Origin of the sequence: Streptomyces sp. L-9-10, assembly GCF_004151105.1 — a bacterium.
In the GTDB taxonomy this organism is placed as follows: domain Bacteria; phylum Actinomycetota; class Actinomycetes; order Streptomycetales; family Streptomycetaceae; genus Streptomyces.
In genome coordinates this window covers 298,355-314,048 of the sequence record NZ_PHRF01000162.1, presented here as the reverse complement: position 1 = coordinate 314,048, position 15,694 = coordinate 298,355, and the positions used below count along the sequence as shown (strand labels likewise).

Below are 15,694 nucleotides of genomic sequence, written 5' to 3'. Positions count from 1 at the left end.
TTAGCTGTTCACCCGGCCGAGGTACTCGCCGGAGCGCGTGTCGACCTTGATCTTCTCACCGGTGGTGATGAAGAGCGGGACACCGATCTCGTAACCGGTCTCCAGCGTGGCGGGCTTGGTGCCACCGGTGGAGCGGTCGCCCTGGACGCCGGGGTCGGTGTGCTGGATCGTCAGCTCGACGGCGGCGGGCAGCTCGACGTACAGCACCTCGCCCTCGTGGGTGGCGACGCTGGCCGTGAAGCCCTCGATCAGGTAGTTGGCGGCGTCGCCGACTGCCTTGCGGTCGACCATCAGCTGGTCATAGGTCTGCATGTCCATGAAGACGAAGTACTCGCCGTCCATGTACGAGAACTGCATGTCGCGGCGGTCAACGGTGGCCGTCTCGACCTTCACGCCGGCGTTGAAGGTCTTGTCGACGACCTTGCCGGAGAGCACGTTCTTCAGCTTGGTGCGCACGAAGGCCGGGCCCTTGCCGGGCTTGACGTGCTGGAACTCGACGACGGACCAGAGCTGGCCCCCGTCGAGCTTGAGCACCAGGCCGTTCTTGAGGTCGTTCGTGGAAGCCACGGTTGCGGAATCTCCTGGACTGAAGCTGGTGGACGACCGAGGGTGCGCACTAGAGCGCGAGCAGTTCCTTGGTCGTGATGGTGAGTAGCTCGGGTCCGCCGTCCGCCTCGGGGCGGACGACGAGCGTGTCATCGATCCGGACACCGCCCCGGCCCGGGAGGTGGACCCCCGGTCCGACGGTGACCGGCACACAAGCGTCCAGTTTACCCATGGCCGCGGGGGCCAGCTGCGGGTCCTCGTCGATTTCGAGTCCGACACCATGTCCCGTACGGGGTGCGAGCCCCTCGCCGTGCCCCGCCACCTCCAGCGGATGCCGGGTGGCGTGGTCCACCTCGCGGTAACCGGCGCTCGGCACAAGGGCCTCCCGACCTGCCCGTTGTGCCGCGAAGACCAGTTCGTACAGCTCGATCTGCCAGTCGGCGGGGGAGGTCCCGATGACGAACGTGCGGCCGATCAGACAGCGGTAGCCGCGGTAGTCGGCACCGAGGCTGACGGAGAGGAAATCGCCCTCCTCGACCCGGCGGTCCGAGGGATGGTGCCCGCAGCGGCCGGAGTTGGGGCCGGTGGCGACGGCGGTCGGGAAGGCGGGGCCGTCCGCGCCGTGGTCGACGAGGCGCCTCTCCAGCTCCAGCGCGAGATGGCGTTCGGTACGGCCCACCAGGATCGACTCCAGGAGCTCGCCCAGCGCCTGGTCGGCGATCTCGGCCGCGATGCGCAGGCAGGCGATCTCCTCCTCGTCCTTGACAATCCGCTGCTGCTCGACGGCGCCGCCCAGATCGGTCAGCCGCAGCCGTGGCGCCACGGAGCCGATCGCGCGGTGGCGGGCGACGGTCAGATGGTGCTCCTCCACGGCGAAGGTCCCGGCGACCGACGAACCGAGGGTTCCGGCGGCGGCGATCGCGGGGTCGCCGGTGGTGTGGGGCAGGACGGTGAGCCGGAGGTGTTCGTCGATCCGCCGTCCCCCGGCGTCGTCGTCGGCGGGGGGACGCGGGCAGAACAGCATGTCTCCGTCGGGGCCGGCACCGAGCAGCAGGACGGCGCCGGGGGGCGCCCCGCCCGCGAGGTAGCGGACATTGGCGGGGCGGGAGACCAGGGCCGCGGCGTCGCCCGCCGCCGAGCACCGGTCACGCAGCCGCGCGCGGCGGGCCGCATACACGTCTGACATGACCCGAGCGTATGAGCGAGGGCGTCACCCGGCCGGTTCAGCGCGTCCGACCGGGGGGCGCGCTCACGCCGTGGGCGCGCGACTCACGCCACGGGCGCGGCTCACGTCCACCGTCCGCGCCCACGCGCGGCTGTCGGCCGTCAGCCGGTCGTCGCTCCGTCGGGCATCGGTCCGTCGGGCGTCACCAGCTGGGCGGGCTCGTGAGGGAACGGGCGAGGACGTCGTCGAGGACCCGGGCCGTGGTCTCCACGTCGTACTTGGAGTTGTCGATGATCGGCAGTCCGGAGCCGTACCAGCCGGCCATGCGGCCGTGGATGCTGGCCACCTCCTCGTCGGACAGCCTGCGGTTGCCGCTGCGCTCGGCGTTGCGCTCCAGCACGATCTCCAGCCCCGGCAGCAGCACCACCGGCAGCAGCCCGGGACCGACATGGCGCTTCCAGCCTCCGAGGCCGACGACCGGCCGGTCGGGGAAGACCGCGTCGTCCAGGATGCAGGAGATGCTGTTGGCGAGGAAGTTGCGCGCGGCGAAGCCGCAGGTGCGGCGGGCCAGCCGGTACTGCGCCTCGGAGTGGTCGTTCCATCCGGACTGCGGATCGGCGAACCCGGAGCAGACCCATTCGCGGACGTCGTCCAGGCTGATGTGCGCGGTGGGCACCCGGCGGCTCATGGCCCAGTGCCTGGCCACGGTCGTCTTGCCCGCGCCGGCCGGGCCGATCAGCAGAACGGCGAGGGTCGCGGCGCCGGTACCGCCGTCGGGGCCCGGCGGCGGGGCGGGTACGGGCACCGGGCCGCCGGGCGGCAGCTGGATGTGCCCGGTGGAGTCCGCGGAGGGCGGCCCCGCGGGCGGCCCCTGCGGCGGTACGGGCGCGCCGTGCGGTGCATGCGCCGGACGAGGGCCGGGCGGCTGGTGCGAGCTGGGAGGCTGGTGCGGGCCCGGTGCCTGGTGCGAGCCGGGCGGCTGATGCGGGCCCGGTGCCTGGTGCGAGCCGGGCGGCTGATGCGGGCCCGGTGCCTGGTGCGAGCCGGGCGGCTGATGCGGGCCCGGTGCCTGGTGCTGCGCGGGCGCGTGGTGCGGCCCCGGAGGCTGCTGGGGTGCTGGGGGCTGATGCGGCACAGGAGGTTGCTGTGGCCCCGGTTGTGCTCCTTGGTGCGCCCACCCGCCGGATCCGTACCCCGGTCCCTGGGAAGGCGGCAACGGAGCCCCCGCTGAGTGCTGCATCCGGTGCCACTCCGTCTCGTGCGACTGACGCTGGTCGGCGGCTCCCTGCCCTGTCGGCCGCGCGCTACCGAACGGTACCGCCCCCGGCCGCCACACTGGCAACGGCCGGGGTGCGCCAACAGTGCCCTGTCAGCCGGTCACTTCCTCCGCGAGCGCGCGCAGGGCGAGCCGGTACGAGCCGATGCCGAAGCCCGCGACCGTACCGCTGGCGACGGCCGCGACGACCGAGGTGTGGCGGAATTCCTCCCGTGCGTACGGATTCGAGATGTGCACCTCGATGAGCGGCGCGGTGCGCTGAGCTGCCGCGTCCCGCATCCCGTACGAGTAGTGGGTGAACGCACCGGGGTTGAGAACGACCGGAATTGAGCCATCGGCGGCCTCGTGCAGCCAGCGGATCATCTCGCCCTCGTCGTTCGTCTCACGGACGTCGACCTCGAAGCCGAGCTCCTTGCCCAGCTCACGGCAGGCGTCCACCAGACCCGCGTACGAGGTCGCTCCGTAGACATCCGGCTCGCGCGAGCCGAGCCGGCCGAGGTTGGGGCCGTTGAGGACGAGGACCCGTCGGGTCACGCCGACACCTCCCCGTACGCGGCGAGCAGCACCGCCGGATCGGGGCCCTCCAGGACGGTCGGCTTGGCGAGCCCGTCCAGCACGATGAACCGCAGCAGGTCACCGCGGGACTTCTTGTCGACCTTCATCGTCTCCAGCAGCTTGGGCCACTGGTCACCGCGGTAGGTCAGCGGCAGCCCGACGGACTCCAGTACGGAGCGGTGCCGGTCCGCGGTCGCGTCGTCCAGCCGGCCGGCGAGCCTGCCCAGTTCGGCGGCGAAGACCATGCCGACGGAGACGGCCGCGCCGTGCCGCCACTTGTAGCGTTCGTTCTTCTCGATCGCGTGGGCGAGGGTGTGGCCGTAGTTCAGGATCTCGCGCAGCCCGGATTCCTTGAGGTCGTTGGAGACGACCTCGGCCTTGACCCGGATCGAGCGCTCGATCAGCTCGGCGGTGTGCGGGCCGGAGGGCGTACGCGCGCCTTCGGGGTCGGACTCGACGAGATCGAGGATGGCCGGGTCCGCGATGAAGCCGGCCTTGATGATCTCGGCCATGCCGCTGACGTAGTCATGGACGCCCAGCGAGTCCAGCGCGGCGAGGTCGCAGAGCACCCCGGCGGGCGGGTGGAAGGCGCCGACGAGGTTCTTGCCCTCCGCGGTGTTGATACCCGTCTTGCCGCCCACCGCCGCGTCGACCATGGCGAGCACCGTGGTCGGTACGGCGATCCAGCGCACCCCGCGCAGCCAGGTCGCGGCGACGAACCCGGCCAGGTCGGTGGTGGCGCCGCCGCCGACACCGATGATCACATCGGTACGGGTGAAGCCGGTCTGCCCGAGCGCCTTCCAGCAGTACGCGGCGACCTCGACGGTCTTGGCCTCCTCGGCGTTGGGCACCTGGATCGCGACGGCCTCGTACCCCTGGTCCGCCAGATCCTGGCGCAGCGCCTCACCCGTGCCCTCCAGCGCCTCGGGGTGCAGGACCGCGACCCGCTTGGCCTTGGGGCCGACGAGCGCGGGCAGCTCCCCCAGCAGCTGCCGGCCGACCAGCACCTCGTACGGGTCGTGCCCGGCCGTGCCGCCGACCTGGATCCGGGTGACTGTCTGGTCCGTCATGCGGGGTTCTCCTTGCCGGGGGTCCGGAGTTCTTCTGCCGGGAGGTGCTTGAGCTCCAGCGCGTCGAGGACGGCCTCGGCGACCTCTTCGGGCGTGCGGTCGTCGGTCGGGACCACCACCCGGGCCACATCCGTGTAGTGATGGCGGCGGGCCTCCATCAGCGTCTTCCACTGCTGGCGGGGGTTGACGGCCAGCAGTGGGCGGGCGATGTTCAGTCCGACCCGCTTCACCGCCTCACCGACCTCCATCGACAGATAGACGACGGGCAGCCCGGCGAGCAGCTCACGCGTGGCGGCGTCGAGGACCGCGCCGCCGCCGAGGGCCAGTACGCCCCGGTGCTCGGCGATCGCCAGCCGTACCGCCTCGCGCTCCAGCTCGCGGAAGCGCGGCTCGCCCTCGTCGACGAAGATGTCCGCGATCGACCGTCCCTGGGTGGCGACGATGTCGGCGTCGCTGTCGCGGAAGCCGGTGCCGAGACGCTCGGCGAGCAGTTCGCCCACAGTGGACTTGCCGACGCCCATCGGCCCGACCAGCACGATGACCGGTGCGCTCACCCGATCCGCCCCCTTCGCCCTCACCGGATCTGCCTTCTTCGCCGGATCCGGCCCACTCATCGGATCCGCAGGTTGTCGAGGTACGAGCGGACGTTGCGCCGTGTCTCGGGCACGCTGTCGCCGCCGAACTTCTCGGCGACCGCGTCCGCGAGCGTCAGCGCGACCATGGCCTCGGCGACGATGCCGGCGGCCGGCACGGCGCACACGTCGGAGCGCTGGTGGTGCGCCTTCGTGGCCTCGCCGGTGACCACGTCGACGGTGGCCAGCGCGCGCGGCACGGTCGCGATGGGCTTCATCGCGGCCCGTACGCGCAGCAGCTCACCGGTCGTCAGCCCGCCCTCGGTGCCGCCGGAGCGGCCGGACGCGCGCCTGATGCCGTCGTCGGTCGCCACGATCTCGTCGTGCGCCTGCGAACCGGGCACCCGCGCCAGTCCGAAGCCGTCGCCGACCTCGACGCCCTTGATCGCCTGAATGCCCATCAGGGCGGCGGCGAGGCGTGCGTCGAGCCTGCGGTCCCAGTGCACGTGCGAACCGAGCCCGACGGGCACTCCGTACGCCAGCACCTCGACCACACCGCCGAGGGTGTCGCCGTCCTTGTGGGCCTGGTCGATCTCCGCGACCATCGCCTCGCTCGCGTCCGCGTCCAGGCAGCGCACCGGATCCGCGTCCAGCTTCGCCACGTCGGACGGGACCGGGTACACCCCGTACGGAGCCTTGGCCGCGGCCAGCTCGACGACATGGGACACGATCTCGATCCCGGCCGTCTCCGCCAGATACGAACGCGCCACCGCGCCGAGCGCGACCCGCGCGGCGGTCTCCCGCGCGCTGGCCCGCTCCAGGACGGGCCGTGCCTCGTCGAAGCCGTACTTCTGCATCCCGGCGAGATCGGCGTGGCCGGGCCGGGGCCGGGTCAGCGGCTCGTTACGGGCGAGTCCCGCCAGTACGTCGGGGTCGACCGGATCGGCCGCCATGACCTGTTCCCACTTGGGCCACTCGGTGTTGCCCACCATGATCGCGACGGGCGATCCCATGGTCAGACCGTGCCGTACGCCGCCGAGGAAGGTGACCTCGTCGCGCTCGAACTTCATCCGGGCACCGCGCCCATAGCCGAGGCGCCGCCGGGCCAGGTGGTCCGCCACCATCTCCGTGGTGATGGGCACACCGGCGGGAAGTCCCTCCAGCGTCGCCACGAGTGCGGGGCCGTGGGACTCCCCCGCGGTCAGCCAGCGCAACCTGCTCAACGGTGCTCCTCATACTCGCGCCCGGAACTGCAGCGGCACGACCGGGTGCGCGGCCCTGGCCCGCCTTGTCCGATCCTCCCACGGCCGGGACGCCGACCGGCGACACGGTCCGATACGCGGACAAAGACCCGGACGAAGACGCGCGGCGGGCGCCCGCCGTCAGGACGGGAACGAGGACGAGGAGGGCAACGAGGACGAGCCGAGCGCGGCGGTTCCCGCCGCCCGCATGACGGCGAGCGGCGCGGGCGAGCGGCCCGTCATCAGTTCCACCTGGAGCACCGCTTGGTGCACCAGCAGGTCGAGCCCGCCGATGACCGCACCGTCGCGCGCGGCCCAGGCCGCCGCGAGCGGTGTCGGCCAGGGCTCGTACAGCACGTCGAAGAGCGTCCCGGCCCCGGCCGGGACGGCCGCGGTCAGCTCGTCGGTGGCACCGGCCGGGGTGGTGGCGATCACGAGAGGGGCGTGCAGCGCCCGGTCCGCCTCCGCCCAGTCGGCGATCCGGACGTCGACGGCGAGCCGCTCGGCCCAGCCGCGCATCTCGGCCGCGCGCGTCTCACTGCGTACGTACGCGGTGACCGGGCCCGTGCAGATCAGGGCGAGCGCCGCGACGGCGGACGAGGCGGTCGCGCCCGCGCCGAGGATCGCCGCGGACTCCACCTTCTCGACGCCGCGCTCACGCAGCGCGGCGATCATTCCGGGAATATCGGTGTTGTCGCCGGTACGCCGGCCGTCCTCGGCGAAGACGACGGTGTTGACCGCCTCCACGGACGCCGCGGTGTCGGTGATCTCGTCCAGCAGCGGGATGACGGCCCGCTTGAGCGGCATGGTCAGCGAGAGACCGGCCCAGGCCGGATCGTCCCGCAGCGTCTCCAAGAAGCCGGGCAGCCCGACCTCTCCGACCTCGAACCGGTCGTACGACCAGTCGTCGAGGCCCAGCGCGTCGTACGCGGCGCGATGCAGCACCGGGGACAGGGAGTGGGCGATGGGCGATCCGAGGACCGCCGCCCGCCGACGTCGGATCACGGTTTCTTGCTTTCCTTCTCGTACTGCTGACGGTTCTCTTCGTGCTCCTCATTGGTGACGGCGAAGAGCGTCTTGTCCGAGGTCACCGAGACGAAGTAGTACCAGGGACCGTCCGCCGGATCGATCGCCGAATTCAGGGCGTCGGTACCCGGATTTCCGATCGGGCCCGGCGGAAGACCCTTGATGTCGTACGTGTTGTACGGGTCCTTGATCTTCCGGAGATCGTCGACCGCACCGATATCCAGGCGGCTCTGGCTCTTGATGTAATTGACCGTGGAGTCGAACTCAAGACGTCCGACGGTCTCCGTGTTCTCCGGCTGGAGGCGGTTGTAGACGACGCGCGCGACCTTCTCGAAGTCGTGCTTGTACTTGCCTTCCGCCTGGACGAGGCTCGCGACCGCGATCAGCTGGAGCGGTGATTTCAGTCCGAGCTTCTCGGCCTCGCCCTTGAGGTCCTGCTTGCCGTATTCGGCGTTGGCGCGGGTGACCATCTTCTTGAGGACGGCCTCGGGCTTCATTCCCTTCGCGACCGGATAGCTCGCGGGGAAGAGGAAACCCTCCAGCGGATCCTTGATGTCCTTGTTGTCATTCGCCCACTTCGGCAGACCGAGGTTCTTCGCCTCTGCCTTGGCGACAGCCGCGGTCTCGCCCGCCTTGAGGCCGAGCCGCTTGTCGATCTGCTCGTAGACCCAGACATTGCGCCGGCCCTCGGGAATGACCAGCGCGTTTCGGCTGCTCGGGCTGAGCATTGTCTTCACCGCGTTCGCCGCGGACATCTTCTTGCTGAGCCGGTAGACGCCCGCCTGGATCGTATTGCCCTTGGGATTCGCCTGCTGCGCGGAGACAAAGGCGCGCTGGCTTTTCACCACGCCCTTCTTCACCAGGAGTGCGGCGATCTCATATCCGCCGGCGCCCTGGGGGATCTCCACCTCCACGGAGCCCGATCCGGTGCCGGCGAAGTCCGGCGGGGGGCCGAATTTCGTCTGCCAGTACTGGTAGCCGACATAGCCGACGCCACCGACACCGCCGACCAGCACCGCGGCCACCACCACGCAGGCGACGCCGTTGCGGCCCTTCTTCTTCGTCTTGCCGCGCCGGTCGCGGCCGCCGCCCCGGCGGCCCTCGCCCGGTTCGGCGTCCTCGCCGTCGCCGTCGCCGTCACCGGTGAAGAAGGGGTGGGTCTCCTTCTGCTGCCCGTCGTCCCAGCCGTCGCCCTGCTCGGGCGCCGGCTCCGGCTCGGTGCGTCGCTGAGCGGGCGGCTGCGGCGGCGGATACGCGTCGGGGGTGGCGTAGTAATCCTGGTTGTCGCCGTAGCCGGCGGGCTGCTGTGCGTCGTAGGACGTTCCGGGCTGTCCGCCGTACGGCATGGTGGCCTGCTGGCCGTTGTCCCAACTGCCGTTGTACTGCGGGTCGTTGTACTGCGGCTGCGGATGCTGCTGATGTGACTGCCGCGCCTGATGGGCGTGCTGCTGCGGCTGCGGGGAATGCTGCTGATGACCGCCGTACTGCTGGGCCTGGTGGGACTGCTGCGCGTCGCCGTACTGGGGGTTGTGGTACTGCTGCCCGTCGTACTGCGACTGCTGCGCCTCGTAGTGCGGCTGCCCGCCGTGCTGCGGGTGGTACTGCTGCTGGTACGGGTCCTGACCGCCCCCGTACTGTGCCTGCCCCTGCGGGTGCGGCTGCTGCGCGTACTGCTGCTGAGGCTGCCCGGCATAGGGAGCGCTGCCGTCGGTGGCCTGCTGTGCCGCCCACCCCTGGTCCCCGTACAAAGGGTCCTCTGGGTGCCACGGTTCGGAGCCGGGGCCCCGGCCATAGTCAGTCATCGATCCCCTAGAGCCGCGAGGCGATGATCGCGGAGCGCCCTGGCACCGCGTCCCTTTCGCCTCTTTGCTGTGCGGCAGCTGTTCGAACACTGCCGCATCGCGCGGAACGTTACCGTATCGCGATCAGATGACCACTTCGACGCCCTCGCCGGGAGGATTACCTGATACCCGTTCGGCCTCAAGCGCGCTCTGGAGGATGACGACCGCCGCCACTTGGTCGATCACGGACCGGCCCTTCTTCGCCTTCACGCCCGAGGCCCGCAATCCCTGACTGGCCGTCACTGTGCTCATCCGCTCATCGACCAGTCGTACGGGCAGCGGCGCGACGGACCGCGCCATCTCCTCGGCGAACGTCCGTACCTTCGCCGCGGCCGGTCCCTCGCCCCCGTTGAGTGAGCGCGGGAGCCCGATCAGCACCTCGATCGGTTCGTACTCCTCGACGATCTGGCGCAGCCGCCGGTGGGCGGCCGGGACGTCGCGCCCCGGCACGGTCTCCACCGGCGTGGCGAGGATCCCGTCGGGGTCGCACGAGGCGACCCCGATCCGGGCGTCCCCGACATCGATCGCGAGCCGGCGTCCGCGTCGCATACGGCGTCAGGCCGTCTCGGCGACGAGGCGTTCCACAGCGGCGACGGCGTCCCCGATGGCGTCCGGGTTCTGGCCGCCGCCCTGGGCGACGTCCGGCTTGCCGCCACCGCCGCCGCCGAGGGTCTTGGCCGCGGTACGGACCAGGTCACCGGCCTTGAGACCCCGTCCACGGGCGGCCTCGTTGGTGGCGATGACCGTCAGCGGGCGTCCGTTGGCCGTGGTGAACAGCGCCACGACGGCCGGCCGGTCGCCCTGGATGCGGCCACGGACGTCGAGGACCAGCTTGCGCAGATCGTCGGCCGAGGTGCCGTCCGGGACCTGTCCGGTGACCAGCGCCGTGCCCCGTACGTCCTTGGCACTCCCGGCGAGTCCGGCGGCGGCGGCTAGCACCTTCTCCGCGCGGAACTTCTCGATCTCCTTCTCGGCGTCCTTCAGCTTGGCCAGCATGCCGGAGATCTTCTCGGGCAGTTCCTCGGAACGGCCCTTGACCAGCTCCTGGAGCTGGGCGACGACGGTGTGCTCCTTGGCGAGGAAGTTGTAGGCGTCCACGCCGACCAGAGCCTCGATGCGCCGCACCCCGGAACCGATCGACGACTCGCCGAGCAGCTTCACCAGACCCAGCTGGGCGGTGTTGTGGACATGCGTACCGCCGCACAGTTCCTTGGAGAAGTCGCCGATGGTGACGACACGGACCCGCTCGCCGTACTTCTCGCCGAACTCGGCGATGGCGCCCTGCTTCTTGGCCTCGTCGATCGACATGACCTCGGCCTGCACGTCCAGCTCGCGGGAGAGGACCTCATTGATCTTCTGCTCGACATCGAGGAGGACCGTGCCGGGTACGGCGGCGGGCGAGCCGAAGTCGAAGCGGAAGCGGCCCGGCGAGTTCTCCGAGCCGGCCTGGGCGGCCGTCGGGCCGAGGGCGTCACGCAGCGCCTGGTGCGTGAGGTGCGTGGCGCTGTGGGCGCGGGCGATGGCGCGGCGGCGGTTGATGTCGATGGCGGCGTAGGCGGAGGAGCCCACCGTCACCTCGCCGACCTGCACGGATCCCTTGTGCACGGAGACACCGGGGACCGGCTGCTGGACGTCACGGACCTGGATGACGGCGCCGGTGTCGAGCTTGATCCGGCCCTGGTCGGCGAGCTGGCCGCCGCCCTCGGCGTAGAAGGGCGTGCGGTCGAGGACGATCTCGACCTCGTCGCCCTCGGTGGCGGCGGGCGACGGCACACCGTCGACGAGGAGGCCGACGATCGTCGACTCGCCCCCGGTCGAGGTGTAGCCGGTGAACTCGGTGGAACCGCTGTTGTCGGCGACGGCGCGGTAGGCGGAGAGGTCGGCGTGGCCGGACTTCTTGGCCTTGGCGTCGGCCTTGGCCCGCTCCCGCTGCTCCTTCATCAGCCGCCGGAAGCCGTCCTCGTCCACGGAGAGGCCCTGTTCGGCGGCCATCTCCAGGGTGAGGTCGATCGGGAAGCCCCAGGTGTCGTGGAGCAGGAACGCCTTGTCGCCGGAGAGGACCCGGCCGCCGGCGGACTTGGTCTCGGTGACGGCGGTGTCGAGGATGTTCGTGCCGCCCTTGAGGGCCTTGAGGAAGGCGGCCTCCTCGGCGAGGGCGACGGTCTCGATGCGCTTGCGGTCGGTCTCCAGCTCCGGGTACTGCTCGCCCATGGTCCTGATGACCACGTCGATCAGATCGGCGACGACCGGTTCGGTGGCGCCGAGGAGCCGCATGTTGCGGATGGCGCGGCGCATGATGCGGCGCAGCACATAGCCGCGGCCCTCGTTGCCGGGGGTGACGCCGTCGCCGATGAGCATGGCGGACGTACGGATGTGGTCGGCGACCACACGCAGCGAGACGTCGGAGCCGTGCTCGGCGCCGTACCGCACGCCCGTCAGCTCGGTGGCCTTGTCCATGACGACGCGCAGGGTGTCGGTCTCGTACATGTTCTGTACGCCCTGGAGGATCATGGCGAGGCGTTCGAGACCGAGACCGGTGTCGATGTTCTTCGACGGCAGGTCCCCGAGGATCTCGAAGTCCTCCTTGCCGGTGCCCTCACCGCGCTCGGACTCCATGAAGACCAGGTTCCAGATCTCCACGTACCGCTCGTCGTTGACGGCGGGACCGCCCTCGACGCCGAACTCGGGGCCCCGGTCGTAGTTGATCTCGGAACAGGGACCGCACGGGCCGGGCACACCCATGGACCAGAAGTTGGGGCCCATGCCCAAGCGCTGGATGCGCTCGGCCGGTACGCCGATCTTCTCGCGCCAGATCCGCTCGGCCTCGTCGTCGTCGAGGTAGACGGTGATCCACAGGCGCTCCGGGTCGAGCCCGTAACCGCCGTCCGCCACGGAGCTGGTGAGCAGCTCCCAGGCGTAGGTGATCGCGCCTTCCTTGAAGTAGTCGCCGAAGGAGAAGTTGCCGCACATCTGGAAGAACGTGCCGTGCCGGGTGGTCTTGCCGACCTCTTCGATGTCCGGTGTGCGCACACACTTCTGCACGCTGGTGGCGCGCTGGTACGGCGGCTTGACCTCGCCGAGGAAGTACGGCTTGAAGGGCACCATGCCCGCCGGGACCAGCAGCAGAGTCGGGTCGTCCGCGATGAGCGACGCCGAAGGGACGACGGTGTGACCGCGCTCCTCGAAGAAGCTCAGCCAGCGGCGACGAATTTCAGCCGACTCCATCAGTGGTCCTCATTCCGGTTGTGCGGGTCGTAGTGACGCGGGTGGTCCTGCGGGTGGGCGGAGTACACCGTCCGGGGCTGTTCTGTGTACTCGATGGCGGCGCGGTGCCGGGGAGCGGGAAGCGCGTGGTCGGCGGACGCGTCGAGACCGAGCGCCTCGCCGAGCTCCGCCTCGCGCCGCGCCATCCCGGCTCTGACGTCAACGGCGAATTCCCTGACTTTGTGCCCGGCGTCGATCGCCTTGTTCGCGGCCTGGGCCGCGAGGCTCTCCGGGGTCAGCTGCTTGATCTTGCGGTGGACCTTGGTGGTGGCCCAGACACCGGCGGCCGCGCCCGCGGTGAACCAGAACGTACGGCGGAACATCGCTGCGTCAGCCCTTCTTCTTCCTGCGCCGGGCGGACGGCAGCGTACGCCCGGGGATGACCCTGCGCCGGACGGCCGGTTCGGGCGCCGTGCCGGCGTCCGGTGCTCCTCTGCGCCCGAGCGCCTGGCGTACGCCGTAGCCGAACGCGGCGACCTTGACCAGCGGGCCGCCGAAGGTCGAGGCGACCGTCGTGGAGAGTGCCGAGGCGTTGGAGGTGACTTCCTGGACGTCCGTCGCGATGGCGTCGACCCGGTCGAGCTGGGTCTGCGCGGAGCGGACCGTCGCGGACGCGTCCGCCAGCAGCGGCACGGCCTGTTCGGTCACGTCCGCCACCAGTCTGGTGGTCGCCTTGAGGGTCTGCGCCAGCCTCACCAGCACCACGGCCAGGAAGGAGACCAGAATGGCCCAGAACACGGCCACCAGGATCCCGGCAACCTCTCCACCGGTCACGCCGCACCGCTCCCTGATCGTCGAAGGTCATCTGGAAAGCGACTGGAAAGTCGTCCTCCGACCCTATCGCGCCGGGGGTCGCGTCCCGTACCGGATTAGCGGGGGCCCGGGTGGCGTTCAGCGAGAAAGATTGTACGGAGTGCGGCGGGTTGAGTACTCTGCGTGTCCCATGCGACGCCCCTTTCGCTCCGGCCCTCCGTCGGCCGTGCCCGCCCCGGCTCCGGGCAATCTCCCCGCCGAGCTGAACCGCTTCGTGGGGCGCGACGACGAGTTGGCCACCCTGGCACGGCATCTCGGGGACTCCCGGCTGGTCACGGTGGTGGGGGTGGGCGGAGTCGGCAAGACCCGGCTGGCCCTGAAAGCCGCGGATGCCATGAAGAAACGCTACTGCGATGGCATCTGGCTCGCCGAACTCTCCGCGCTCCGCGACCCCGAACTGCTCGAACACGCGTTGGTGGAGGCACTCGGACTGACGGACCACAGCAGCAGGCCCGCGCGCCGGGTGCTCGCCGGCCATCTCGCCACGCGTCAACTGCTGCTGGTCATCGACGGGTTCGAGCAGCTCGTCGACGCCTGCGCCACGCTCGTACGGGAACTTCTGCGCCGGGCACCGGAGTTGCGGGTGCTCGCCGTCGGCAGGCGCCCGCTCAGGGTGGACGGCGAGCTGACGTTCGCGCTCGCCCCGATGACGGAGACGGACGCGGTCCGGCTCTTCACGGAACGGGCCACCGCCGTACCACCCGGTCCGGGGCAGGCCGACGCCCGGTCCGCGGCCGTCCAGGAGCTGTGCCGGCGCCTCGACGGGATCCCGCTCGCGCTGGAACTGGCGGCCGGGCGGCTCCATGTCCTCTCCGTCGAGCAGATCCTCGACCGCGTCGGGGACCGTTTCCGGGTGCTCACCGAAGGCAGACGGGGCGCGCCGCCGCGCCACCAGACGCTCAGGACCGCGATCGGCTGGAGCCATGAGCTGTGCACTCCGGCCGAACGGCTGCTGTGGGCGCGGCTGTCGGTCTTCGCCGGACCGTTCGACCTGGAGGCCGCCGAGTATGTGTGCGGCGGACCCGAACTGCCGGAGGAAGAGGTCCTGGACGTCCTCGCCGAGCTGATCTCCCAGTCCCTGGTCGTCCGCGAGGAGACCCGAGCGGGTACGCGCTACCGGATGCTGGACACCGTCAGGGCGTACGGCGCCGAGTGGCTGGACGCCCTGGAGGACACCGACCGGATGCGCCGCCGGCACCGCGACTGGTACATGGGGCTGGCGACCTGGTACGAGCTGGACTGGTTCAGCCCGCGCCAGGCGGAGGTCGCGGCCGGTACGGAGAGCGCGCTGCCCAATCTGCGCGCCGCGCTCGAACTGTGTCTGGAGAGTCCCGACGAGGCGCATCTGGGCCAGCATCTGGCGGGCACACTCTGGTTCTACTGGGCGGGATGCGGCCGGCTGACCGAGGGGCGGCACTGGCTGGGCCGGGCCCTCGCGCTGGACAGCCCGTATGACGAGTCGCGGCTCAAGGCCCTGTGGGTGCTCGGCTATGTCGCGGTTCTCCAGGGGGACAACACGGCCGCGTCCGGCGCCCTGCACGAGTGCCGGGAGGAGGCGGAGCGCACCGGCAACGCGCTGGCGCGCGCCTATGCCGTGCACCGGCTGGGCTGTCAGGCGCTGCTCACCGACGACATGCCGCGCGCCGAGCGGCTGCTGCGCTCGGCGCTCGCTTCGTACCGGGAACTCGGCGAGCTGAACAGCAATGTGCTGATGGGCCAGGTCGAGCTGGCCATGGCGCTGGTGTTCCAGGGCGATCTGGAGGCGGCGGTCGCGCTCTGCGAGGAGGTGCGCGAGATCTGCGAGGACAGCGGCGAGCGCTGGACCAGGGCGTACGCGCTGTACGTACTGGCCTACTCCGCCTGGACACGCGAGGAGCACACCGAGGCGCGTGCGCTGATCGCGGAGTCGATCGCCATCCACCATGGATTCAACGATCTGGTGGGGCTGGTGCTGGCCGTCGAGCTGATGGCGCTGGTGACGGCGAGCGAGGGCGATCCGGCGGAGGCCGCGGTGCTCCAGGGGGCCGCGAACGGACTGTGGGGGTCGGTCGGCCCGCAGCTGTTCGGCTCCGGCTTCTTCGGTGCGCCGCGCGCGCTGTGCGAGCGGCGCGCGAGCGAGGAGCTGGGTACGGAGCGGTACGCGGCGTACGAGGGTGAGGGGCTCGGGCTGTCGCCGAGCGCGGCCGTGGAGCGGGCACTCGCCGAGCGCCGCCGGCCGGCCGCCGCGCCGCCGCACCAGCAGTCGAACGCCCGCCGGCCGGCCCGGAGAACGCGGAAGCCCGCCGGCTCCCCCACCGCGCGGGGCGGGGAAGCGGCGGGCTGAGA

14 protein-coding genes are annotated in these 15,694 nt (G+C 71.0%); 1 reads left to right on the top strand and 13 read right to left on the bottom strand.

Features of this window, described 5'->3' with window-relative positions:
• From efp to CU044_RS34860, 13 genes are all read right to left on the bottom strand, one after another.
• Window positions 1–567, bottom strand: coding sequence for an elongation factor P (efp, locus tag CU044_RS34925; RefSeq protein ID WP_129772746.1), 567 nt, complete (start codon window positions 565–567; stop codon window positions 1–3).
• A 49-nt stretch (window positions 568–616) separates the two neighbouring features.
• Window positions 617–1,732 (bottom strand): aminopeptidase P family protein, encoded by a 1,116-nt coding sequence (locus CU044_RS34920; protein ID WP_129772745.1) that lies wholly within the window; start codon window positions 1,730–1,732, stop codon window positions 617–619.
• Between the two features lie 181 nt (window positions 1,733–1,913).
• The gene (locus tag CU044_RS34915; RefSeq protein WP_165372046.1) at window positions 1,914–2,951 is read right to left on the bottom strand and encodes an AAA family ATPase; all 1,038 of its coding nucleotides are present in this window, start codon (window positions 2,949–2,951) and stop codon (window positions 1,914–1,916) included.
• A gap of 129 nt (window positions 2,952–3,080) precedes the next feature.
• Window positions 3,081–3,521 carry a type II 3-dehydroquinate dehydratase gene (gene aroQ / locus CU044_RS34910; protein WP_129772743.1) on the bottom strand — a complete coding sequence of 147 codons (441 nt, stop codon included), beginning with the start codon at window positions 3,519–3,521 and terminating at the stop codon, window positions 3,081–3,083.
• A complete protein-coding gene (aroB, locus tag CU044_RS34905; protein ID WP_030355496.1) occupies window positions 3,518–4,612 on the bottom strand; it encodes a 3-dehydroquinate synthase in 1,095 nt (364 codons plus the stop codon). Before aroB ends, aroQ begins: the two co-directional genes overlap by 4 nt.
• Window positions 4,609–5,166, bottom strand: coding sequence for a shikimate kinase (locus CU044_RS34900; protein WP_240046010.1), 558 nt, complete (start codon window positions 5,164–5,166; stop codon window positions 4,609–4,611). Before CU044_RS34900 ends, aroB begins: the two co-directional genes overlap by 4 nt.
• A gap of 56 nt (window positions 5,167–5,222) precedes the next feature.
• Entirely contained in the window at window positions 5,223–6,407 is a 1,185-nt protein-coding gene (gene aroC, locus CU044_RS34895; protein ID WP_129772741.1) for a chorismate synthase, read from the bottom strand.
• Between the two features lie 159 nt (window positions 6,408–6,566).
• Window positions 6,567–7,430 carry a shikimate dehydrogenase gene (locus tag CU044_RS34890; RefSeq protein WP_129772740.1) on the bottom strand — a complete coding sequence of 288 codons (864 nt, stop codon included), beginning with the start codon at window positions 7,428–7,430 and terminating at the stop codon, window positions 6,567–6,569.
• The gene (gene mltG / locus CU044_RS34885) at window positions 7,427–9,253 is read right to left on the bottom strand and encodes an endolytic transglycosylase MltG (RefSeq protein ID WP_129772739.1); all 1,827 of its coding nucleotides are present in this window, start codon (window positions 9,251–9,253) and stop codon (window positions 7,427–7,429) included. The genes CU044_RS34890 and mltG overlap by 4 nt, the downstream gene beginning before the upstream one ends.
• Window positions 9,254–9,376: 123 nt before the next feature.
• The gene (gene ruvX, locus CU044_RS34875) at window positions 9,377–9,841 is read right to left on the bottom strand and encodes a Holliday junction resolvase RuvX (RefSeq protein WP_129772738.1); all 465 of its coding nucleotides are present in this window, start codon (window positions 9,839–9,841) and stop codon (window positions 9,377–9,379) included.
• 6 nt (window positions 9,842–9,847) lie between these two features.
• Window positions 9,848–12,517, bottom strand: coding sequence for an alanine--tRNA ligase (alaS, locus tag CU044_RS34870; RefSeq protein ID WP_129772737.1), 2,670 nt, complete (start codon window positions 12,515–12,517; stop codon window positions 9,848–9,850).
• Window positions 12,517–12,879: a DUF6167 family protein gene (locus CU044_RS34865; RefSeq protein WP_129772736.1), complete on the bottom strand. Its 363-nt coding sequence runs from the start codon at window positions 12,877–12,879 to the stop codon at window positions 12,517–12,519. Before CU044_RS34865 ends, alaS begins: the two co-directional genes overlap by 1 nt.
• A 7-nt stretch (window positions 12,880–12,886) precedes the next feature.
• On the bottom strand, window positions 12,887–13,330 hold the full coding sequence (locus tag CU044_RS34860) for a DUF948 domain-containing protein (RefSeq protein ID WP_129772735.1): 444 nt from the start codon (window positions 13,328–13,330) through the stop codon (window positions 12,887–12,889).
• A 169-nt stretch (window positions 13,331–13,499) separates the two neighbouring features.
• On the opposite strand from CU044_RS34860, the gene CU044_RS34855 reads away from it, so the two are divergent.
• On the top strand, window positions 13,500–15,692 hold the full coding sequence (locus CU044_RS34855; RefSeq protein ID WP_129772734.1) for an AAA family ATPase: 2,193 nt from the start codon (window positions 13,500–13,502) through the stop codon (window positions 15,690–15,692).
• Window positions 15,693–15,694 lie beyond the last annotated feature (2 nt).